This window comes from Dictyobacter aurantiacus (assembly GCF_003967515.1).
Classification (GTDB): Bacteria; Chloroflexota; Ktedonobacteria; order Ktedonobacterales; family Ktedonobacteraceae; genus Dictyobacter; species Dictyobacter aurantiacus.
In genome coordinates this window covers 1,676,109-1,697,212 of the sequence record NZ_BIFQ01000001.1, presented here as the reverse complement: position 1 = coordinate 1,697,212, position 21,104 = coordinate 1,676,109, and the positions used below count along the sequence as shown (strand labels likewise).

Here is a 21,104-nt window from a genome sequence, read left to right as displayed (position 1 = left end):
TACGAGTGTTGAAATGGACAGAACTGGCTGTAGCCGATAAAGCGCACTGAGGCCAGTTATCTCGCATAAAAGGATCAAGATCGATGACACGTGTCGTTTCATATAATATTCTTGCTGGTGGCTATAGCCTGCGCGAAAAAGGCGCGAAGAGGACGGAACAGTTATTAAAGATCATTCGCTCGGCCGATCCCGATATCGTGGGATTGCCTGAGGCGCTCAATCCCATTAAGTTTGAGGGCCTGACGGTGGTTGAGGAGATGGCGCAGGCGCTGGGTATGCAGCTTATCGAGGGCGGGCAGACTGGTAGTAATCGCGATTATCGGACGGCCTTGATGACGCGCCTGCCGATTCTCTCCGTGAAGAATCATGTCCGCCCCGGCGTGCTGACTCGCCCCTTACTGGAAGTGTGTGTTGAAGAGCGTTCGGGCCAGCAACTGACGATTTTCGTTATCCATCTGGCGGCCTCGTTTAATCGTCGCTGGGCTGGCAACCACATCCGCATGCGCGAGGTGCGCGAGATCCTGAACATCCTGGCGCCATTCCGAGCGGAGGGCAAGCCACATATACTGATGGGTGATTTTAATACACTGGCCCCCAAAGATGACTTTACGGCCAGCGCGCTGCTCAAATATGTCATGCGCCTGGATACCAGGCGTAAAAATATCGCGCTCCAGGATGGGCATCCCCATCTCGATTCGGTCGTACCGCGCAGACTGCGCTTCCTTAATCCAGTCTTTCGCGCGGTGGGGCAGAGCGATCTGCTCTGTAAATTGTTTGATTTAGCCGCTTACTTCTATGCTCCTCGTGGTCCCATTCGCCTCCTGAAGGAGCATTATATAGATTGTTTCCGCTATCTGCATCCGCACGAGCAGGGCTTCACCTGTCCGGCCGCCGCCCCGGCGGGCAGGATCGACTATGTCTTTGCCGATCCCACCCTGATTGGCCGTCTGGAGATGTGCCATGTCATGGTTGAGGGTGAGGATGGTTTTCTGGGCGAACATGCTAGCGACCACCTGGCTATGGCGGCCGAGTTCGGGCTGCTGGTAGCACCTGGAGTACCTTCGACTCCTGCGGACAACGCCATATCACGCACATAGAAAGTGCGTTCTCTCGTCATACCGGGGCGTGTGAGCGCTCCCATTGGAGCGGGGTCCAGGGGCGGCAGCCCATGGCGGGGTTTCAGGGGTGTCCCCTGATTTTCCCTCTCCTTGTGCCGCCTGACGGCGGCACAAGCGGGTTCAAGGGGCAAGGCCCTTGAAAACCTATACTTGAAAGGCATTCGCGCCCCCATGCCATAACCCAAAACAAACTCTTGAGCACCGTAGGTGCGAAAGTTCGTATTATTTAGCCGCCTGCAGGTCCAGCGCTGCCAGGTATTGTACCTCGGTATAGGTCTGTAGCGCGCCTGCTGAACCAGGCGTTGGCTTTGGATTGGTGTCTGGTGGAATGGTACGCCCTGTATAGGCATAGGCCGTTATCTGCTTCAATTGCAGGGCCGCGCTAAGATTCTGGTTGCTGGCAAGGTTGGTGGCCTTTAAGATCTGCACGTCATTCTGTCGCATCTGCTGGAGCCAGCCGCGCAGATCCTGCAGACCGTTCTTGGCGTTCTGGATGCGCTGCAGCAGGTTAGTATTATTGGCGGCGGCCGCCTTCAGCTTATCCAGGTGTTTATCCAGGATATCCAGATACCCCTGCTGTTTAGGCGAAGAAAGCAGACCAATGGAGGTGTGGAGCTGCGGTGGGATGGCCGCGGGCAGGTCCCCGCTTTCACGCGCATAGCTGGTGCCATCGATCATCTCGATCAGGCGTGTGCTCTGCCGTTTGGCCAGGCCGTAATCTTTGGTCTGCTGCAGCGAATCAACGATGCTGATCGCCTTGTCGTTCATCGACTTAATGGTGTCGAACATATTCACGATAACGGCGGATCCTGGTGGTAGCTCGGGCGTCGAGTAAAGAATATTCTTGAGCTCTGCCAGCGTCGCGACGGGAAAGCTGCCCTGGTAGGCGATCTGTTTGCCCGGAGCTTTAGGCGCCGAGCCCGTGGGCTCAATGGTAATCTGTATACCCTGGGCATGGGCCAGTAGATTCGAATGGGTGGCATCTCCTCCATACATGAAGTCAACCATCTTATTCTGGACCTGCAGCACCCCCAATGGTATGAAGCCTTGTGTGTCCGTTTGTAGCCAGGCGTAATAGCTTTTACCCTGAGCCGGGGCGCCGATGTTTGACATGTTCAGATGGAGCTGATCATTGTGCCCCAGGGCATCATCTAGAAAGAAGAGTGTCCCCGCCACCGGCGTCGTGGTGACTGGAGAGGGATTCGTGCGGGGCGTCCCGCTTACCTTTGTTTGTCCTACTGTGCTATGGTTGAATGCGGTATTGGTGACCAACGTCCCGATAATTATTGCCACCAGGAGCACCAGCGCGATCCCGACCACGTACTTGTTCTTATAGATCGGTGTGGTTCTGCCAGGATTGGTGGGTAGTGGGAAAGGTGGGGGGACCGCATCGGCTGCCTGACTGGCGGATTGCTGCTGTTGATAGGTGGCTGCCTGTGCGTCACGTATGGATGATAGTTGATATGAACTGGTGGACTGCGTGGGCTCCTGCGGCTGTGGGGTGTGGGGTGTGGCCGGCAGCGCCTGCAGGCGTGGCATTGAGTTGCGCCTTTCCATAGTCGATGCGTTGTCCGTGGCTACCTGTCGTATCTGAGGTTGTGGTGTGCCGGGATTGGATAGGGGGCCCAGTAAGCCAGATGGCCGGGGAAACTGCGGCTTCTCTGGTGGGGTTGTGGGTACCAGGTGGGTAGGTGCGACCACCGGCTTTTGTGGTGAGGTGATGCCTGTTGCCGGGTGCTTGCTGGTAGTGGGTGATTGATTGCCAGGCGTAACCGCCGACATGCGAGCCGAGTTGGGGAAGACGTCGGCGGCGGAAAGATCGGGATTGGCGTTGAGCGAAACGGGATGTGACTGTGCAGGACGTGGCTGCTGACGCCCCGAGAGATTTTGCAATGGACGCATAAATATGGGTGATTCGGGGGCGAGCGGCTGTGGCACCCCCAGGATCGAGTGCGTATTGTGTGGCATAGTGCCAGTCGAGATCTGCTCCTGTGATGTACGGGTGGCGATCTGCTTCACCAGCGGGTGAGTGGGTTGTACCGCGCATGCCTCGGCAATAGCGTAGGCCAACTGTGTGGCTTCTGGAAAACGGGCATTGGGATCTTTGGCCAGGGCGCGCAAGATGACCTGCGCCAGGACCGGAGGTATATTGGCGTTGAGTAGCGTTGGTGGCGCGGGTAGTGTATCGTTCTGCTGAGAGATAACTGTGAATGTCTTGTCCCCTCGAAATGGGACCGTGCCCGTACATAGCTCGTAGAGGATGATGCCCAAAGAATAAATATCGCTGGCCTTATTGGCCGGCCTGTCCTGGGCCTGCTCTGGAGATAAATAGTGAGGGGCGCTGAGATGACTATCATTGCCGGCGATCTGGGTGATGCCAACATCGGTTAGCATCGGCTCACCGGCGGCGAAATGCGTGCGCCGCTGCTTATGCAGCAAAATATTAGTCGGCTTGATATCGCCATGCACGATACCCTGCTGGTGAAGATAATCGACGGCTGCCCCGATGCCCGAAAAAAGATAGACGATGTCTTCGGTTGCGGGAAAAATGCCACGGTGCACGGTGGCCTGAATGTAATCCTTGAGTGTATATCCTTCGATATAATCCATCGCGATGTAGGCGGTCGTCTCACGAGCCTCGTTTGAGCGCGAAACCGCGGCAGAGTAGACGCTGACCAGGTTCTCATGGCGCAGCGTGGTCAACACCCTGCTTCCATTGGTCAGGCGATTTAAAAAGTTTGGATCGGCCTGCAGATCGCTGTGTAGCAATTTGATGGCAATATCACGATGTTGGGCATGGTCATGCGCTTTCCAGACCTCTCCTAGATGCCCGCTGCCGATCTGTTGCAACAGTTCATATTGTCCAATGCGGCGTGGCGATGTGCTCACGGCCACCTCCTGTTCGCCGACAAAGCTGTCGGCAAAGTCTATACTATCCCATTAGTACCATAGCAGAGTCAGAGTGGATACTCAATTATTTAGGAAAAGTATCCTACATACCGTTTGATAGCGGCTACTAAAGAATAGGACGTGGAAAGGGTTTTTTTGTGTGGTGGTGCAACGGGGGCGCATTCGCGCCCCCATTGCACCACCACACAAAAATGACTTTTGAGTACCGCAGGTGTGCATCCGCGACCCTGCTGCATCAATTCAAAAGGGAAAATTGGTTGCAGGGGCTGAAGCTACCCATTGGGTGGATTTTCTCGCTATAATAAAGGTCGATAATAGACATTGTTGCTAGTCAGGAGTTATTTGTGCGCTTTAGCTTACAGGATATCAGGAAATCGGTGCAGCGGCGGGGTGGTAAACTAGCTGTGTCACTCCATTTTTTGCGGGGTGGTGAATGTCAGGATGAGATTGCGCGCCTCGTTACCTATTACGAGAGTTTGCTGGGCCAGCCGCAGCGCTTATTTGCGCAGGATGAGGCCAGGGCTATTGTCGGCGAGTATCGCCTGGCGTATTGTTTAATGGCTACACTCAGCCACTGGTATAGCTGGCGTTCGCGCGCGTGGAACGAGACCGTGGCGCAGATGGGGGGCAGTGAGGAACTGCTGGCCCTGGGATCGCCGGTGCAGTTGCGCCTGTCCCTGTATACCCACATCAATGAGCACTATCATGGTTTTTTGGGGGCCGAGCAGCGCGCGCAGGCTTTGCAGTTGGTCGCCAGCCGCTACGCGCTATCGACTGGTGACCTGGAATACCTGTTGGCGTTGGATAGCGAGGACGAGGCCATCCTGACGCGCGATGCGGAGCTCCCTCCCACCGTTGAGGAAGTGACGACCCTCTATAATCAGTGGACCTTTGAGGCGGCGCTCTTTAATGCCTCTAGCGTCCATTTTGTGATTGATGTCATGGCCTTTAACCAGGCTGAGAACCAGCAGGCTGTCTTGCAGACACCCTCCGCCGGCGTGGGCGCCGTAATCAAGCGCCTCTGCTTCCTGGCGCGTCGCCTGGGTGTCTACTATGATCTGGAATACGAGCAGCATTCTCAGCCCTCGCTGACCGGACCAGCCGTGCCGCCATTGCTTCACCTGACCCTGTATGGACCCCAGGAGGTGACCGGTGCTCCCCAGCAATATGGCCTGCGCCTGGCGCGTCTGTGTCGTTTCTTACTGGGCTATAGCCAGCCCTCGGGCGTTAAGAAGCCACAACTTACTCCTGGTATCGTCGAGGCTGAGGCCAGAGTACATTTCTTGCAGCGCGCCTATACCTTTGCCATGGATGCCAAATTGTTGCAATTGCTACCCCGCTCGGGCGATTCGGCCCGGTCCCAGACCTTTAACGATCCTTCGCAGCTCTTCGATAGCAGTATCGAGCAAAACTTCTCAGAGGCCTTTTTCTCGCTGGCCAGGAACCACGGCGTCGATGGCTGGCAACTGGAACGTGAGCAGGAACCGCTGTTGCTGGATAAAGGTATTTTTCTACCCGATTTTGCCCTCACGCGTGGCAGGCGGCGTATCTACTTTGAAATCCTCGGTTTCTGGACACCAGCCTATCGTGAGCGCAAGATCCAGAAATTGCAGTATCTACGCGGACGCAAAGATCTGGTTCTGGCCATCCCCGAGGAAGCCAGGGATGCCTTTAGTCCCATTGCCGCTGATTTTCCAGTGGTGTATTACCAGGGACAGTTGTCTGTGATGGACGTGTTGCAACTCCTGCAAGAACACTACGATGATTTCGCGGACCGTCTGAAGCTGCTTGATGTGGCACAGATACAACGGCAGGTCCAGCAACAGGGCTTTATTGCCGAGCGACAATGCTATCCTCTCCTGCACTGTTACCGCCGCTCCGAATTGCAGCAGGCGGTAACGGTATCCGGCGTATCCAATAGCACGGATATTACTTTTGTCGCCGGTCTCGGCCTGTATGCGCAGAACTGGCTGGCCCATGTCAGGCAAGCATTTCTGTCCTGGCTGGAAAAGCAGCCAGGAGGGACAGCCGTCTGGCATGAGGCTTTGCAGGAACTACGTTGCCTCACCCCTGATCTTCAGCAGTCCGAGGACGCGACGCTGGAGACATTGGTTAGCCTGTGGGATGAGGTGCGGATACAGCGTGCCTCCATCTTTGAGGTGACCATTGAATTGCAGGCCGCCCGTCTAGAAACGGCTATTCATGCTACCCCACCCGACACAGGTATATCCTCCGACAAAGAGCTACGCCGGCCCGTGCGCGAACGGCGTGCCGCTATCAAAAAACGTCCGCTTCCTCCACCGGAAATCGTCCAGGGGGATCTGTGGGGATGACTTCAAATATATAGATTTTATGAACTATAGTAATTTTGTTCCAAAAAGTTGTTGACAGGGCAAAACGTTTCGTGTACTATGGAAAGCAGTTAGAACAGAAGTTCGGATCACTGTAAAATTTGATGAGAGGACGGTAGCAATGTGGAGCAGAATTCGTATGTGCGTACAATCAGGCGAGGCTCTGGCCAGCAGAGGCCAGTTGCCCCGGATATTTTCTCTGAAGAGTATGATGACATCTGGCCATCATCGCGACCGGCGAGCAGCGTAATACGCTATCGCACCGATGTACAGCCAGAGACGGAACATCCGCATGGTGATGAGCAATGGAGCGAGGTTCACCATATGCGTTCCACCGGGCGCAACGCCGTCCCGGCTCGCAGGACCGCCAGTCATCCACCCATATCTACACCCATCCGGCGCCAGGTAGACACTGATAGTGTGGTGGCTCCCGTCCATCGTTCACGTCCTGTCTATGCTGCCCACGAGCCTCGCCGTATGCATTGGACCGTCTATGCTGGCTTTGCCATGATCACCATGATGATCGGATGGATGGTTGTCAGCAGCGTTGCCCATTGGTGGCAGGGGGTCGAGGACGATTGGCGCTATGGCCGTCCACGCACCTTTCAGACCGACCAGGTCGTGGGGCACCACGATTCCGCTACCAGCCCCAGCCATTTTATCGCCATGAATCTGAACCGCCATATTCAAGTCATCGAGTTCCAGGGAGGCGATGCCGCCAATGCCAAAGTCTATGTCGGGCCTGTTTTAGTCGGGGCGGACCAGGATCTCTCACCTGTGACACTGACATTTAAAGATGTGAACGCCGACGGTAAACCGGATATGATTGTGAATGTGCAGGAGAGCCATATTATATTTTTAAATGACGCCGGTCAGTTTCGTGCACCGCATCCCGGAGAGAACATACAATATACTCCCTGACCGAGCGAATCCTATGCCTCGCTCTCTTAACTGACCCTTCTGCTCTTTCTAGTTTACACGAATGGCACCAATCCACATGTACCTGTGTGAGATTGGTGCCATTTTTTATATGTATTGTGTGTGAAGGTTAGCGCAATGATTGCTCTAATACTGGCTCTCTGGCCGATTGCTCCGAATAGGCTACCGCTGTCTGAAGGACCGCTGGCTTCATCTTGGGAAGCTGTGCAGGTACGGCAGGAGCGATAGTTACGGGCTGTGGCTGCGCTGTTGACGCTGCTGTATTGGTGTCTACCAATGACTCGACCGGTCGTTTCAATGCCAGGTAGGCAAAAATGACGGTCCAGGCCACGAGAAACAGCAGTAAGATAGATAGTAATAGTGCACTAGGTGTGATGGCTACATTTATACCCACGGGTACATCCTCTTTCACGTTGCTTCCAGTCGAAGCAAGATAAGATTACCGTTTTGTAATAATCAACAAAAGTAATTTAAGGACTTCTTCTAACATAAGCCCATTGTTCAGGAGGGTAGCCGAGCAATTGGCTTTGCGTTGTCCTATTGGAATGACGACTTATAAATAAATAAAGTTTCAACATATACATATGCCTGCTATGCAATCCTCTGCTGTATATTGTTTCCCGAAACGTGTTCATCTGGCAACTAAACCTTACTTTATGGCTGTTTTGGCTAATTTTTTCTGTGCGCTTTGGTATGTGACGTTCTCTATTCGTTCTAATACTGTATCTCCTCTCTGATATGAATAATTAGTAATATTTTTTTCATTTTATATGGCAGCGATTTCATGTGTTATATGCTTGTTCTTTTGTGGAAAACCTGTCACAATGACACCGAGGGATACTTTGCTGAGCTTGATTAACTATGAGGGTTAAGGGATATGGATCACATCAATTGGCAGAGAACGCGCGATATACTACTGAGTATAGTGGGTCTGGGTGTCATCTTCTGGGCGGTCTGGATATTACTGGGCCAGTTTGTTGAGGCCATCGTTGTTCTTCTGCTATCCATGGCTGTCGCATTTTTACTCACTCCTATTGTCAATTTCCTGGGAAAATATGGTGTCCCACGTCTTGCGGCAACCGTGATTACGTATATTGTTGTCTTAGGCGCGATCATTGGCCTGGCCTATGAACTGGTTTTCTCGCTGGTGCTGCAGGTCAATACGTTCTCCACCACCATCGCTGATTTCGCGTTTTCACTTCCCGATACCTTTCACGTTGCCATTAACTCATTGGTGAAGATGGGCGTGCCGTATGCACAGATTCAGGACGCGATTACGCAGGTGCAGGCGCAGGTGTACGGCTTCGCCACCTCGCTGGCTGGTAATGTGATCGGCATCGTCTCCAATGGCGTCAGTGTTTTTCTGAACGTATTGCTGGTGACTGTGTTGAGTTTCTATCTAACCCTGGACGGCAAGCGTATCCGTAACAACCTGATCAGCATCTCTCCCCGCTCCTGGCTTCCCAATGTGCTCTTGTTTGAGGATGCTTTGAATCGCGTAGTCGGAAACTATATCCGGGGTCAGTTGACGCTGGCCTTGATTATTGGTGTGGGGACCAGTCTGATCTGCCTCGTCTCGGGATTGGGCAGCTATGCCCTGATCTGTGGTGTGCTGGCATTCTTGTTTGAGACCATTCCGATGGTTGGGCCAGCCCTGGCCTCGATCACACCTATTCTGCTCTCGTTGTTGCTGGGCGAGCCTCAACTGGCTCAACGCACCATCTTGATTATTGTCTTGTTCGTGATTATGCAGGCGCTGGAGAGCAATGTGTTGGGGCCGCGTATCGTTGGACACGCCGTCGGCCTCCATCCTGTTGCGGCCATCCTGTCCTTACTGGTAGGCGCCAGGCTCTTTGGGGTCTTTGGCGCTCTGCTGGCGACCCCGATCGTCGCGGCCGCCTGGGTAGTTGTGGCCAGCATCTATCGCTCCGCCAGGGGTGAGACTGCCGATCAGATCATGGCGCGCAAACGAGCGCCCTGGGCCATGCGGCGTCCCCACATAGTTACACGTGGAGGGCTTGAGCAGACCAAAGACCAGTTGCGCTCCCGTATCCGCGTTGACGAACGCCTGGAGGATGAGAGCATGCATGATGCGTTGCAGCCTGAGGCTTCCACTCTCACTCCGGTCTCTAAAGCTGATGAGCCCGCCCTTTGATGCGGTACTCAGATACATTATTGAGATGGTGCAGCAGGGGCGGATCCGCCCCTGCTGCACCATCTCAATAATGAGTGCGCCCGCGTATGCGGACGCCTGTGTGGAGGCACTCACTTGCCTCATATGGAAGAATCTCTATGCGTTGCCAAAAGTGCGGCGCAGTTCCTCCTCACCTTCGCGATTGACCAGGGCATAAATTTCATCGTTGGCCTCGATGGTCACATCAGCGGACGGGATGATTGGTTCCTCACCACGAATAATCAGGGCCAGGTTACTGCGCCGTGGCAGATTGATCTGGCTGAGCGGTTTTCCGACTACCGGTGATAGGGATGGAACCACGATCTGGATAATCTCTAATCCTGCCCGCTTGAGATTCATCAGCAGGACGAAGCGCTGTCCCGGTAGTTCTGATTCAATCAATGAAAGGATGGCTTTGGTCGGACTGACCGTGACATCGATGCCCAGGCGCTGGAACAGTTCCTCGTGCTTGGGATTATTCAAGCGAGCAATGGTACGGCCAACATTAAAGCGTTTCTTTGCCATCTGGCAGATGACCAGGTTGTCCTCATCTTCACCGGTGACGGCGATTACCGCATCGGCCCGGCGTGCTCCCGCCTCCTCCATCGTCCTTGCCTCACAGGCGTCACCTTTGAGTACCGCCTGGCCTAGCTCTTCTGATAGCGTCTGAAAACGCCTGTTCTCTTTTTCGAGCAGCAAGATCTCGTGACCTTGCTGGAGCAAATAGCGTGTGAGGTAGTAGCCGACATCGCCACCTCCCCCAACAATAATATACATGTTGTGCCTCTCTTATTTTCTTCCTGTGTGATAGGTGGAGTACGTACCATTTATGCTATTACGGTTCGTACCCATAAACAGCTGATCCTTCACTGGCTAACTTCTCTGGGCAGGCGCAGAGGCCTTGTTCCCGATCAGCGCATCGACGAACAGGCTTGAGATGATTTGTGTAGGACAGATCGTTTCCAGTCCGAGCTCTTCCCTAAATGTTTGTTCACGCAGGGGATCGTAGATGCGGCAAACGACTTTTTTGATGTTGAAAATTTCTTTGGCGATCTGGGCGGCCATAATATTACGATTATCGCCGTTGGTGACGGCGGCGAATGCATCTGCGGTTTCCAGACCAGCTCGGCGTAGCGTCTCTTCATCTACACCATTGCCGACGATCTTATCTCCCTTGAATTTGGGGCTCAGACGTTGAAAAGAGTCACTGCTGCTATCGATGACTGATACTGTATGTCCTGCTTCATCCAGTTGTGTGGCAAGTGTTGCTCCAACACGGCCACATCCCAGGATCACTATATTCACGTATTGCCTCCTATCGGTCAAATGACCGCTTGTTAGGATTGTTAGGTTGTAACTCAAATATTATAGCATGTAGGGACATTTCTGCTATGGCTAGTTGCTCCTATAGTCGAAGACGATATAGAGTATGATATAGAGCAATATCTGAAGTGAAAGAGTTGGATAAGATGGTAACAGAGTCTAAGTCTCAAGTGAGGTCGGATTCCTCGCGCTACGTTTTGCGGGCGCTGCCCCAGACGCGGCGCGCCGAGTGGGATGCCTTTGTGGAGAATCATCCCAATGGCCATTTTTTGCAGAGCTGGGGCTGGGGTGAGTTGAAAGCCACGGCCGGCTGGTCGCCGTTGCGCCTGGCCCTGTGCTCCGAGGAGCAGATTGTGGCCGTGGCCCAGGTATTGCGTAAGACGGCGCCTCGGGTACCCCTGGCCCTGGGCCATCTGGCCTACATTCCGCGTGGTCCTGTGGTGGATTGGCAGCAGCCAGAGCTGGTCCGTACCTTCTTTGCGCAACTGGACCGCTATGTGCGCAGGCAGGGGGCCCTGGCGTTGCGCTGGGAGCCGGATGTAGAGGTCGCTACCACCGCTGGTGAGGCGGTTGAGCGCTTTACACGCGAGTGGGGCGCGACTGAGATTGCGCCTGTTCAGCCGGGCCGCAGTATTGTGCTTGATCTGGCGCCCGATGAGGATCGCCTGCTGGCCCAGATGAAGGAGAAGTGGCGCTACAATGTGCGTCTGGGAGCACGTAAAGGGGTGCAGGTGCGCCTGGCGAGCTCACTCGCCGATGTAGAGGGCTGGTATACATTGCTGCGAACGACCGGCGATCGCGATCAGTTCGGCATCCATAGCCTGGCCTATTATCAGCGCGTCTGGGAGCTCTATGCGCCATCTGATAATCTGCGCCTCCTGTTAGCGGAGCACGATGGCCAGCTGCTGGCCGGCATCATGATCGCGATTATGGGGCGGCAGGCGATCTATCTTTACGGCGCCTCGAGCAATCAGCAACGACAACTGATGCCCAACTACGTCTTGCAGTGGGAGGCTATTCGTTGGGCTAAACAGTGTGGAGCGCATGTCTATGATTTCTGGGGCATTCCGGCCAGCGACGATGAGGACGAAGCTATGGCCGGCGTCTATCGCTTCAAACGCGGCTGGGGTGGACGCGTCGTCCAATATGCAGGCGGCTACGAACATATCTACCGGCCATTATCTATGCGCCTTGCACGCCGCTTCCTCTAAATAGTGCTATCCACAATATCTACATAATTGGATTATCCGCATGAATGGACTGTTTGTATGGTGTATTGCGGTTGCCGCAGTACACCATACAAACAGTCCATTTGCCTTCCCCATAAGTCACCAGTGCAGCACCTTCCCTGTCCAGCTTTTCAGTCCAGCCGATTGAGATAACATGAGCCATGCCAGGCTTATTGAAGAAGCATTGAAAAGCTCTGCATACAATCTGCTGAATTGGGAATGCTTATGAGACGAAAGATATTCATACCCTTTGTGCTATTGTGCATCGTAACGGTGATTGCGGGCGGCCTTACCGCGTGGAAACTGCTGTGGCAGGCTCCTACGAGCACCTCTTCCGCCAACGCCTATATCTACTACACCCTGAAGGATCCACACGGCTTTGTGCTGGCCCGTGCCCCCAAGGGTCCCGACGGGCAGCCGACGAGCAAGCCTCAACCGTTGGTGCCGCTGGGCGACAACTTTGGCCTGGTCTCATCCGACATGGTCCTCTCCCTGCAATTGTCGCCGGATGGCAATTACCTGGCGATCGACGGGAATCGGGATCACGGCGAGCAGGTCTGGATGTATGCGGTTCAGGCGAATACTGTTTCGTTTAAGCCGAACGCTGTGATGGGAAACTTTCTGCGCTGGCAGCCTGGTGGCAATGGACATACCTTCCTCTATCGCCCTATGCTGCCACTGGGACCCGATGCGCCGCTGGACGGCGGGAGCTGGAATCCTGGCCTGTGGATGGTCGATGCCGCTACAGGGGCGCACGTCAATATCGATATCGGTACCGTGTCCTCCAATCTGATCGACGCGGTCCCCTCGCCGGATGGTTCGCGCATCGTCTACTCTACGACGGACGGACTGGGTCAGGGAAGCGATACCTACATGATGCATAGCGATGGTAGCGCCCGCACCCACCTCTTCGCCACTACCGGCCTGGAATCAGTGGCCGGCCTGTTTGCCTGGTCACCTGATGGGAAGAGTATCGCCTACGAGCGGCTGGCCGACAGTCCAGCTCCTTTCCTCAGCGCGGGCCTCTGGACCATGGATAGCAGCGGCGCCCGGCAGCAGCGGCTCGCCGACGTAGATGGTGGGCATGGCTATCTGCCCTCCTGGTCGCCCGATGGGCAGAAGCTGGCTTTTGTGGTACGCACCAATACCGGCGATCACCGGGCCGATAAATTGTACCAGGCTTTGCAGTGCGGTGTCGGGGTCTTTAATCTACGCACCCATCAAGAGCGCCTGGTTGCTACGGCCGCGCAGACGGGTCAGCAGTGGAATATCAATCCAACCTGGTCTGCCCTGAGCGATCGCGTCATTTTCACGGCCCTCAACCCGGTGAATAATGTGCTAGGGGGGACGCCGCGCTACTGGTCTGCCCAGGTTAATGGGTCCGATGGTGAGACGCAGGTTGTACCTATCTCGCCCACTTTCTCGCATGTGGTGGCATGGGGGTAACTGATCGTAGTATTGCGGGAATATGCTCCATGCGCTTCCCTAGTTATAAAAGAAGATCGATGACTATGAGGTTTCTACGTTTCCAAAGATATATATCCTTGCTATGTTTGTTTACGGTATTGATGAGCCTGCCCTGGCTGGTCGGGACGCAACGCAGTGATGGCTGGATGGGTGAGAAGGCTTCGGCGGCTTCACTGCAGTATCAATACCGCATGCCTTTTATGCATCGCCCATATTATGGTTATCACACCATTATGCAGCGCACTGTCTCTTTTGTGGATCATGATAAGCCCTGGTATGCTAATGACGGCGTCTTTGTACGCTTCGATGGCGTCTCCTGGCGCACTTCGGTCTATGACTGTATCGCCCGTCTGAGCTGCTATGATGGGCACAATGGCTACGATATGGATATGCGCTTTGAGCCTGTGCTGAGCGCGGCCGGGGGCAGGGTTATTCGAGCTGGCTGGTACAACGCGGTCAATCACAACTCCTCTTTTGGACTGTGGGTGGCGATCGATCACGGCAATGGTATTGTAACTTCGTATGGGCACCTCAGCTCTGTACTGGTTTCAGATGGAGACGAGATTGGGACCCAGTGGCAGATCGGCACCAGCGGTACGACTGGCGCCTCGACCGGACCCCACCTGCATATGTCGGCCTATTACCTGCCCAACTGGCAGGCGACCGATCCCTTTGGCTGGCGCGGTCGCACACGCGATCCTAATATCGTGCGCGACAACTACCTCTGGGTAGACACACCGGCCTCGCGTACGGCGGTTCCTTACCTGGGAGGATCGCACGTCCATCCCGGCGCCATCCTGGTAGACGATGGTGGTCCCGGCTGGAGCTCGACTGGCGACTGGCGCCGCAGCGCGTTCTGGACCGATGTTCGCGGGAGCTTGCATTGGACCTCTACCGGGGGCGCGTTCGCTACGGCTACCTGGCGCCCCGTGATCCCTGCGGATGGCTACTATGAGGTCGGCGTATACGTCGATGATACCCATGCCACGAGCAGCTGGGTCCCTTATACCATCCATAGCGCCAATCCCGAGAATCCGCAGCTCCAGGTAAGACATACCGTGCGCGTCGATGAATCGCACATCGGCGTCTTCGGCGGCCCCTTTGGGACTGTCAGCACGGGAACCCAGTGGGTGAGCCTGGGCACCTATTACTTCCACAGCGGCACAACTGGTAGCGTGGTGTTAAGCAACTTTACCGGCGAGTTTGGTACCCAGGTGGCCGCCGATGGAGTTGAATTTGTGCCTGTTCGTGGCGGCTATACCATTCCCAGCGGTGGCGCTTATATTGGCGGCAACCTTGATGGGCAACCCTGAGCTGCTCCTGATCGCTACACTGTAGCCTTATATGCTAAATGTCGTTAATCTCTATAGATCGGATGTATGTGATAAGCGGCCTCTGACACATGGAGGCTGCTTATCGCTTCTACGGAGGCCAGGATCTTTATTGGCGTGCATCTGAAAAAGTACGCAAATAATAGTGCGATGTTTAACCTAATTATGCGCCATCTGTAGACTATAAATAGGTAAAAATAAGGAGTAACACTATGAGCAGAGATGGCAAAGACCGCCAGCATATCGCGCATACGAACGGTTCCAGGCTCTCTGTTGATAGAGCAGAACAGGAGGAGGTTGAGGAGGAGTGTGGCCAGGTGCTTGAGTCGGCAGCATATTCATATATACCGGATGTGCGGCGGGCGAAACACGCGTTAGAAGCCCTGGAGGCTCTATCTCTGGCGCTGGTTCAGCGCCGAGCCCTTGTGGTCACGCATGATACGCTGACCAGGCTGAATGAGTGTGAAAGGGATGATGGAGAGAGGATCTCGCTGATCGAGCGCTGTAGCGAGTGCATCCGTAAGTGCCTGGGATGCTATTTTGTGATGCTGGCCGAGTTTCAGCCAGAGCATAAAATATTTACTCCCCTTAGTTGTGCGGGAGATGTGCCAGCCTATGCCCAGTATTGGAGCGAGGATGTACCCATAGATCTTTTGTTTCAAGATGCGGCCCAGTTTCAGCGACTGTGCCGGGGTGAGGCGATGGTGCCGGATGGCGCGCATATACCGGGTGGCGAACATGCTATGTACCGCATGATTGTCCCTATGCTGTACCAGGATGACCTGGTTGGCATCCTTTTTCTAGATTATGGTCGCGTGTTGCTGCCGTTGCCTGAAGCTGATGTGGCGTTGATGCGCTCCCTGTCTCGCATGCTGGCCCTGGTGATGCAGCGAGACCGTGAACTACGCGAGTATGAGGGCATGCTATGTGGCTTGCAGATTTCTAATGAAGAGCTGCTGTGTACCAGCACCATGAAGACAAATTTTATGGCCACCATCAATAACGAATTCCGTACCGTTCTAAAGGGCATCGCAAAGTGTAGCGAGATTATGCGTGACCAGGACCTTGGCGTGGATACCCTCAAAGAGTTTGCTATCGATATCCATGCCGATGCCCGGCGCCTGCTGCACCTGATCAATGATATGCTCGATTTGGAGCGCGTCGAGTCCAACCAGAGTGACGTTTGCCTGGAATGGGTGAACCTGAACATCCTTATCTCCGGCGTTGTTAAAAGGATGCGCTTTATTGCTCCCCATCATACCGTCACGTTTAGCCCGGCCATCGCCGTTCCCATTCTGCTCGGGGATCGCGAAAAGCTTACGTTGATGACTTCCCACCTGCTAAGCTATGTCATTGAACACACCAGCCGGGGCAACATGGTTACTGTTAGCAGCTACGTGGCGGAAAACAAGGTGCATGTGAGTATTCATAACCAGGCCTGGAACATGTTTGCCCATGGGTTTGTCCACCTGCGCGCCAGTTCCAGGCTGCCCGAGCCGGCTCATGAGAACTCCGATGGCAAGGGCCTCTCCATTGCTCAGCGTATTGTACAGATGCATGGGGGCCAGCTATGGGTTGAACATAACGCAAAGAATGGCCTGGCCCTGCACTTTACCATCTGTTTCGCCTGATCTGAACCGAGTACCTGGGTAGCCAGTGGCGCAAAGTAGGACCAGCATGGTTCTGACCTCCCGCTTGCAACAATTTCTATCTGTAAACCGTACTATTATTGATAGCGCCTGACAGATATTAATGATAGATATAGACGTAGAGATTCGCATATACTGCGGACATGCTTCAAGGTACTACAGCATACAGTGTGTGTGATAAGGAGATAAAAAAAGTATGGCTACAAGTCGAGGTTGCGCCACCAATTCTATATTGTTTTTGATTATCGTCTTTTTGCCCCTGGTCGGACATATTATTGAAACCATCTTTATCCTGGAGGATGATCACTCTCCCCTGGGCAAGGTTTTCTGGCTGCTGATCATTTGGGCGCTCCCATTCCTGGGCCCATTCCTCTACCTCATCTTTGGTCAACGCCCGGTCAATCGTCCGCGCGTCATGTTTGGCCAGCCGGGTTACGTTCCCAATCCCTATCAGCAGCGTTACTAGCTAACCGCGAACAAAAAAATGATGGCACCATCCCTGCCGGGGATGGTGCTTTTTTATTTTCTGGCTCTGGCCGAATGGATATATGTATGCATGACTTTTTGCCTAACCCATAGGCACTGATGGTTTGACGCCCAGGAGATTAACTGCAATATATGTAAAAGTAACACCTTTACTATTTCAGGTGTTCGCTTGATCGTACTAACAGGTTATTATATACACGAAGAAAGGTTGAGTTTTGCAGGATAGAGCAATTATGTCGGTGGTAGTACAGGATAATCAGAGCCATGTGGAGGATAGTGCATCGAAAGAGAAAGGCCATCTGCAAACTGGTCATAAAAAAAATATCGCGGTGTTGGATGGGGTAAGGGCATGCGCGATCATCGCTGTTATTATGTTTCATATTAATCTACTGGCTCTGCACAATTTATGGGATCTGCCTGATCATCCCTTTGCCAGCGCGCTGGCGACTTTTGGGGGTTCGGGGGTAACCCTTTTCTTTGTGCTTTCGGGCTTTTTATTGTTCTTGCCGTATGCGAAGGCGTTGCTGTTTCAGGTGGAGTGGCCGTCGCTACGCCAGTTCTATCTCAAGCGGGCGCTCCGTATCATTCCGGCTTACTATGTAGCGCTATTTACCATTATTCTGTTTTTCAAGCCACAGTATCTACAGCCGGGCAGGTGGAAGCAGCTGGCTCTCTTCCTGACATTCTTCATGGACTCGTCCCATGGCACGTTTCGCAAGCTGAATGGCCCATTCTGGACGCTGGCCATTGAGTGGCAGTTCTACATGTTGCTGCCCTTGCTAGCGCTGGGATTTCTGCTGCTGGCCCGGCGTCTGCCCGAATCACCGGCGCAGCGCCTGCGCGTGATGATAGGCTGTTGTGGTTTGATGGTCATCTGGGGACTGGGGATACGCATGCTTGGGGGAACCGCTGAAGCACATCATCCCACTACCTTTATCGCCAGGCTAGCGGTGTTTGTCCTTTATGGGATACAGGGAAAGTACCTGGAAAACTTCGCGGTGGGCATGATTATCTGTCTTTGCTATACCTATGCCTGGCATGCTGAACATAGCGCGGATATTCGCTACGGCCTGAGATGGGCCAGCCCGCTGCTGGCGATTATCGGGCTAGGGCTGTTGTTCTTTACGGCCATCTGGCATTTTAACGTGCTGCACCTGCAGGTACCCATCTTTGCCTTTATGAATGTGCTGACCCCTCAGTTCGATTGGTTAAACGAAACGATTATCGCTATGGGATATGGAGCCTGCGTAATGGCCATCCTCTTTGGCCCTACCTGGCTACAGCGTCCATTCGCCTGGCGGCCACTGTGCTGGATCGGTTTTATCTCGTATGGACTCTATATGTGGCATCTGCCATTTCTGGATCTATTCGACCAGCAGATCATGCCCCATCTGCCCACGGTGAACGGAGTTGCCACCTATCTTCTGTACTGGGGCTGGCTGTTCGTGATTGTGGTGCCTATTGCTGTGGTCTCGTATCGCTTGATTGAGAAGCCATGCACCCGCATGGGAATGCGCGTCGCCCGCAGGATCGCCTGATAGCTTGCCACGCACCATGGGATAAGCACCGCTTGTTCTATCTGCACCTTTGTGGCTTACTATAGACAGCGCGTAATACAAGCGCAAGGACTGTTAGAGCAGTAACGGTAAGGAGGAGCAGTGCGATGACGCAAGGCACAACCCCGCGTGAAGCAGTGATCGTTGAAGCTGTACGGACGCCGTTTGGTCGTCGTGGCGGTCAGCTAAAGGATTGGCATCCAGTTGATCTGTTGGCCCATGTATTTTCGCATGTAGTTGAGCGTACAAAGATTGATCCCGCCCTCATTGATGATGTGATCGTTGGCTGTGTGAGCCAGGTGAGCGAACAGAGTTGGAATGTGGCTCGTAACGCTGTGCTGGCGGCCGGCTTCCCCGAGTCGGTGCCGGGAACAACCATTGATCGCCAGTGTGGCTCCAGCCAGCAGGCTATTCACTTCGCGGCCCAGGGCGTTATCAGTGGAGCCTACGACATCGTGCTGGCGGCCGGCGTCGAATCGATGACGCGTGTGCCGATGGGCTCCAGTGCCCAGGGTGCCGCCTCCCCATTTGGTTCGCGTATGGAGCAGCGCTACGAGGGCAAACTGGTTCCTCAGGGCGTCAGCGCTGAGCTGATCGCCCAGAAATGGGAGCTAAGCCGTGACGAACTGGATGCGTTTAGCCTCGAAAGTCACCGGCGCGCCGCCCAGGCTACCGCCGAAGGCCGCTTCTCCGGACAGCTGATCCCGGTCCCGGTCGTCTCCCCCGAAGGTACCCGCCAGTCGTTTGAGCGCGATGAGGGGATTCGCGTGGATAGCAGTATGGAGAAGATGGCGGGACTCAAGCCGGCCTTTAGGGAGGATGGCGTGGTGACTGCGGGCAACTCCTCGCAGATCAGCGATGGAGCTGCGGCCACCCTGATTATGGAGCGCGCTACCGCCGAGCGGTTGGGATTGCGGCCCCGCGCCCGCTTTGTCTCTTTCGCCCTGGCCGCCGATGATCCCATCTTTATGTTGACTGCTCCCATCCCGGCTACCTACAAGGTGCTGGCGAAGGCCGGTTTAACGTTGTCCGACATCGATCTGATCGAGATTAACGAGGCCTTTGCCAGCGTCGTGCTGGCCTGGCAGCGTGAGACCGGAGCGGACATGCGCAAGGTCAACGTGAATGGTGGCGCGATCGCCATCGGCCATCCTCTGGGCGCGTCAGGTTCCCGACTGATGGCGCACTTGTTGTGGGAACTGGAGCGACAGGGCGGTCGCTACGGGCTGCAGACTATGTGTGAAGGTGGTGGCATGGCCAACGCCCTGATCATCGAACGTATCAACGCTTAGGATGTGTAGAGATGCCATTGTGGATCGCATGATGGCATCTTTTTTTATGTGTCCGGGCCAGAAACGAATGCCGGGCGTGCGACGTGCAATATAGGCTAGCGATACGTTGTATCGGCGAGATCTTATGAACCTGGATGTATGTGTTTTAGCCTGGCTGTTAGTAAAGAGGGGATGATGCAGCAATGCGCTATCGAAAACTGGGCCGTACGGGCCTGAAAGTGTCGGCACTATGCCTGGGAACCATGCAGTGGGGATGGACGGCGGACGAGAATGCGGCCTTTGAGGTTATGGATGCCTTTATCGAGAAGGGCGGCAATTTTCTGGATACCGCCGATTTTTATTCACGCTGGCTTGCCGGCCACGAGGGCGGTGAGTCGGAAGCGATTATCGGTCGCTGGCTAAAGTCGCGACACAAGCGCGGCGAGATGATCGTGGCGACCAAGGTCTATCAACCTATGGGTGATAGCCCCAACGATCGCGGACTCTCGCGCAAGCATATTCTGGATGGTGTAAATGCTTCCCTGCGCCGCCTACAGACCGACTATATCGATCTCTACCTGGCGCACGCCTTTGATGCCGAGACACCCATTGATGAGACCCTCAAGGCCTTCGATGATTTGCAGCGCATGGGCAAGGTGCGCTACGTTGGTGCCTCCAACTATCCTGCCTGGCGGCTGATGGAGAGTCTGTGGAGCGCCGACACGCACAATACGGTACGTTATGATGTACTGGAGCCACACTATAACCTGGTTCATCGCGCCGAGTTCGAGAGCGATCTTAAACTTATATGTGAGCAGCACCAGATCGGGGTGATCCCCTATAGCTCACTGGCCGGTGGTTTCCTGACGGGCAAATACGAGCGCGGCGGAAATGCCGAGAGCGAACGCGCCAGCTCGATTGCGCAGAAATATGACATCGAGGGTGCATGGCGCACCCTCGATGTCGTCAAGCGGATCGCCCGGGAAATTGAAACCACGCCGAGTGCCGTGGCGCTGGCCTGGTTGCTGGCTCAGACAACTGTTACCGCTCCCATCATCGGCGCCAACAGTGCCGATCAACTGCAGCCCAGCCTGGAGGCGGTCGACATCACCCTGGTTCCCGATCATATCACCGCCCTCAACCAGGCCTCCTCCTGGGACTAAATGCTGAAAAAGAGGTAGTCTTGCATAAAGCAGGGAGGTGCAGGAGGGGCGGCGAGCCCCTCCTGCCGGGGTTTGGGGTGCCCCCAAAATGCTTTTCCCTCTTCTCCGCCGTAGGCGGGGATATTTTATGCCTGGTTA

The 21,104-nt window shown here is 54.6% G+C and carries 16 protein-coding genes; 12 read left to right on the top strand and 4 right to left on the bottom strand.

The genetic code is table 11. From position 1 onward, the window contains the following. The first annotated feature begins 83 nt into the window (after positions 1 to 83). Complete coding sequence (locus tag KTT_RS06785) at positions 84 to 1,097, top strand: endonuclease/exonuclease/phosphatase family protein (RefSeq protein WP_126595255.1); 1,014 nt, start codon at positions 84 to 86, stop codon at positions 1,095 to 1,097. 243 nt (positions 1,098 to 1,340) lie between these two features. Here the strand turns inward: KTT_RS06785 and KTT_RS06780 are convergent, their stop codons facing one another. After that, positions 1,341 to 4,007 carry a serine/threonine protein kinase gene (locus KTT_RS06780; RefSeq protein ID WP_126595254.1) on the bottom strand — a complete coding sequence of 889 codons (2,667 nt, stop codon included), beginning with the start codon at positions 4,005 to 4,007 and terminating at the stop codon, positions 1,341 to 1,343. Positions 4,008 to 4,372: 365 nt separating this feature from the next. Between KTT_RS06780 and KTT_RS06775 the strand changes: the two genes are divergently transcribed. Both KTT_RS06775 and KTT_RS06770 read left to right on the top strand, forming a co-directional pair. Continuing rightward, positions 4,373 to 6,361, top strand: a complete 1,989-nt coding sequence (locus tag KTT_RS06775; RefSeq protein WP_126595253.1) for a DUF790 family protein — start codon at positions 4,373 to 4,375, stop codon at positions 6,359 to 6,361. A gap of 141 nt (positions 6,362 to 6,502) precedes the next feature. After that, entirely contained in the window at positions 6,503 to 7,300 is a 798-nt protein-coding gene (locus KTT_RS06770; RefSeq protein ID WP_126595252.1) for a hypothetical protein, read from the top strand. Between the two features lie 127 nt (positions 7,301 to 7,427). Here the strand turns inward: KTT_RS06770 and KTT_RS06765 are convergent, their stop codons facing one another. Further along, entirely contained in the window at positions 7,428 to 7,712 is a 285-nt protein-coding gene (locus KTT_RS06765) for a hypothetical protein (RefSeq protein ID WP_126595251.1), read from the bottom strand. 483 nt (positions 7,713 to 8,195) lie between these two features. Between KTT_RS06765 and KTT_RS06760 the strand changes: the two genes are divergently transcribed. Beyond that, on the top strand, positions 8,196 to 9,473 hold the full coding sequence (locus KTT_RS06760) for an AI-2E family transporter (RefSeq protein ID WP_126595250.1): 1,278 nt from the start codon (positions 8,196 to 8,198) through the stop codon (positions 9,471 to 9,473). 135 nt (positions 9,474 to 9,608) lie between these two features. Here KTT_RS06760 and KTT_RS06755 read toward each other — a convergent pair whose 3' ends face one another. Both KTT_RS06755 and KTT_RS06750 read right to left on the bottom strand, forming a co-directional pair. Beyond that, positions 9,609 to 10,268, bottom strand: coding sequence for a potassium channel family protein (locus KTT_RS06755; protein ID WP_126595249.1), 660 nt, complete (start codon positions 10,266 to 10,268; stop codon positions 9,609 to 9,611). Between the two features lie 96 nt (positions 10,269 to 10,364). Beyond that, positions 10,365 to 10,796, bottom strand: a complete 432-nt coding sequence (locus KTT_RS06750; RefSeq protein ID WP_126595248.1) for a potassium channel family protein — start codon at positions 10,794 to 10,796, stop codon at positions 10,365 to 10,367. A gap of 164 nt (positions 10,797 to 10,960) precedes the next feature. On the opposite strand from KTT_RS06750, the gene KTT_RS06745 reads away from it, so the two are divergent. From KTT_RS06745 to KTT_RS06710, 8 genes are all read left to right on the top strand, one after another. Continuing rightward, complete coding sequence (locus tag KTT_RS06745) at positions 10,961 to 12,025, top strand: lipid II:glycine glycyltransferase FemX (RefSeq protein ID WP_126595247.1); 1,065 nt, start codon at positions 10,961 to 10,963, stop codon at positions 12,023 to 12,025. A gap of 243 nt (positions 12,026 to 12,268) precedes the next feature. Further along, entirely contained in the window at positions 12,269 to 13,489 is a 1,221-nt protein-coding gene (locus tag KTT_RS06740; protein WP_160145692.1) for a TolB family protein, read from the top strand. A gap of 98 nt (positions 13,490 to 13,587) precedes the next feature. Continuing rightward, complete coding sequence (locus KTT_RS06735; protein WP_218030846.1) at positions 13,588 to 14,823, top strand: peptidoglycan DD-metalloendopeptidase family protein; 1,236 nt, start codon at positions 13,588 to 13,590, stop codon at positions 14,821 to 14,823. Positions 14,824 to 15,053: 230 nt separating this feature from the next. Then, complete coding sequence (locus tag KTT_RS06730; RefSeq protein ID WP_126595244.1) at positions 15,054 to 16,472, top strand: sensor histidine kinase; 1,419 nt, start codon at positions 15,054 to 15,056, stop codon at positions 16,470 to 16,472. Between the two features lie 214 nt (positions 16,473 to 16,686). Further along, entirely contained in the window at positions 16,687 to 16,956 is a 270-nt protein-coding gene (locus KTT_RS06725; protein ID WP_126595243.1) for a PLDc N-terminal domain-containing protein, read from the top strand. 253 nt (positions 16,957 to 17,209) lie between these two features. Then, positions 17,210 to 18,514 carry an acyltransferase family protein gene (locus KTT_RS06720; protein WP_126595242.1) on the top strand — a complete coding sequence of 435 codons (1,305 nt, stop codon included), beginning with the start codon at positions 17,210 to 17,212 and terminating at the stop codon, positions 18,512 to 18,514. Positions 18,515 to 18,639: 125 nt separating this feature from the next. After that, entirely contained in the window at positions 18,640 to 19,824 is a 1,185-nt protein-coding gene (locus KTT_RS06715) for a thiolase family protein (protein WP_126595241.1), read from the top strand. A gap of 182 nt (positions 19,825 to 20,006) precedes the next feature. Then, positions 20,007 to 20,966, top strand: a complete 960-nt coding sequence (locus tag KTT_RS06710; RefSeq protein WP_126595240.1) for an aldo/keto reductase — start codon at positions 20,007 to 20,009, stop codon at positions 20,964 to 20,966. Positions 20,967 to 21,104: the final 138 nt, after the last annotated feature.

What these genes read in the sequence shown, in the direction of transcription:
- KTT_RS06785 (WP_126595255.1), top strand. Translation starts at nt 84, where the DNA reads ATGACACGTGTCGTTTCATATAATATTCTTGCTGGTGGCTATAGCCTG.
- KTT_RS06760 (WP_126595250.1), top strand. Translation starts at nt 8,196, where the DNA reads ATGGATCACATCAATTGGCAGAGAACGCGCGATATACTACTGAGTATA.
- KTT_RS06755 (WP_126595249.1), bottom strand. Translation starts at nt 10,268, where the DNA reads ATGTATATTATTGTTGGGGGAGGTGGCGATGTCGGCTACTACCTCACA.
- KTT_RS06745 (WP_126595247.1), top strand. Translation starts at nt 10,961, where the DNA reads ATGGTAACAGAGTCTAAGTCTCAAGTGAGGTCGGATTCCTCGCGCTAC.
- KTT_RS06740 (WP_160145692.1), top strand. Translation starts at nt 12,269, where the DNA reads ATGAGACGAAAGATATTCATACCCTTTGTGCTATTGTGCATCGTAACG.
- KTT_RS06730 (WP_126595244.1), top strand. Translation starts at nt 15,054, where the DNA reads ATGAGCAGAGATGGCAAAGACCGCCAGCATATCGCGCATACGAACGGT.
- KTT_RS06725 (WP_126595243.1), top strand. Translation starts at nt 16,687, where the DNA reads ATGGCTACAAGTCGAGGTTGCGCCACCAATTCTATATTGTTTTTGATT.
- KTT_RS06720 (WP_126595242.1), top strand. Translation starts at nt 17,210, where the DNA reads ATGTCGGTGGTAGTACAGGATAATCAGAGCCATGTGGAGGATAGTGCA.
- KTT_RS06715 (WP_126595241.1), top strand. Translation starts at nt 18,640, where the DNA reads ATGACGCAAGGCACAACCCCGCGTGAAGCAGTGATCGTTGAAGCTGTA.
- KTT_RS06710 (WP_126595240.1), top strand. Translation starts at nt 20,007, where the DNA reads ATGCGCTATCGAAAACTGGGCCGTACGGGCCTGAAAGTGTCGGCACTA.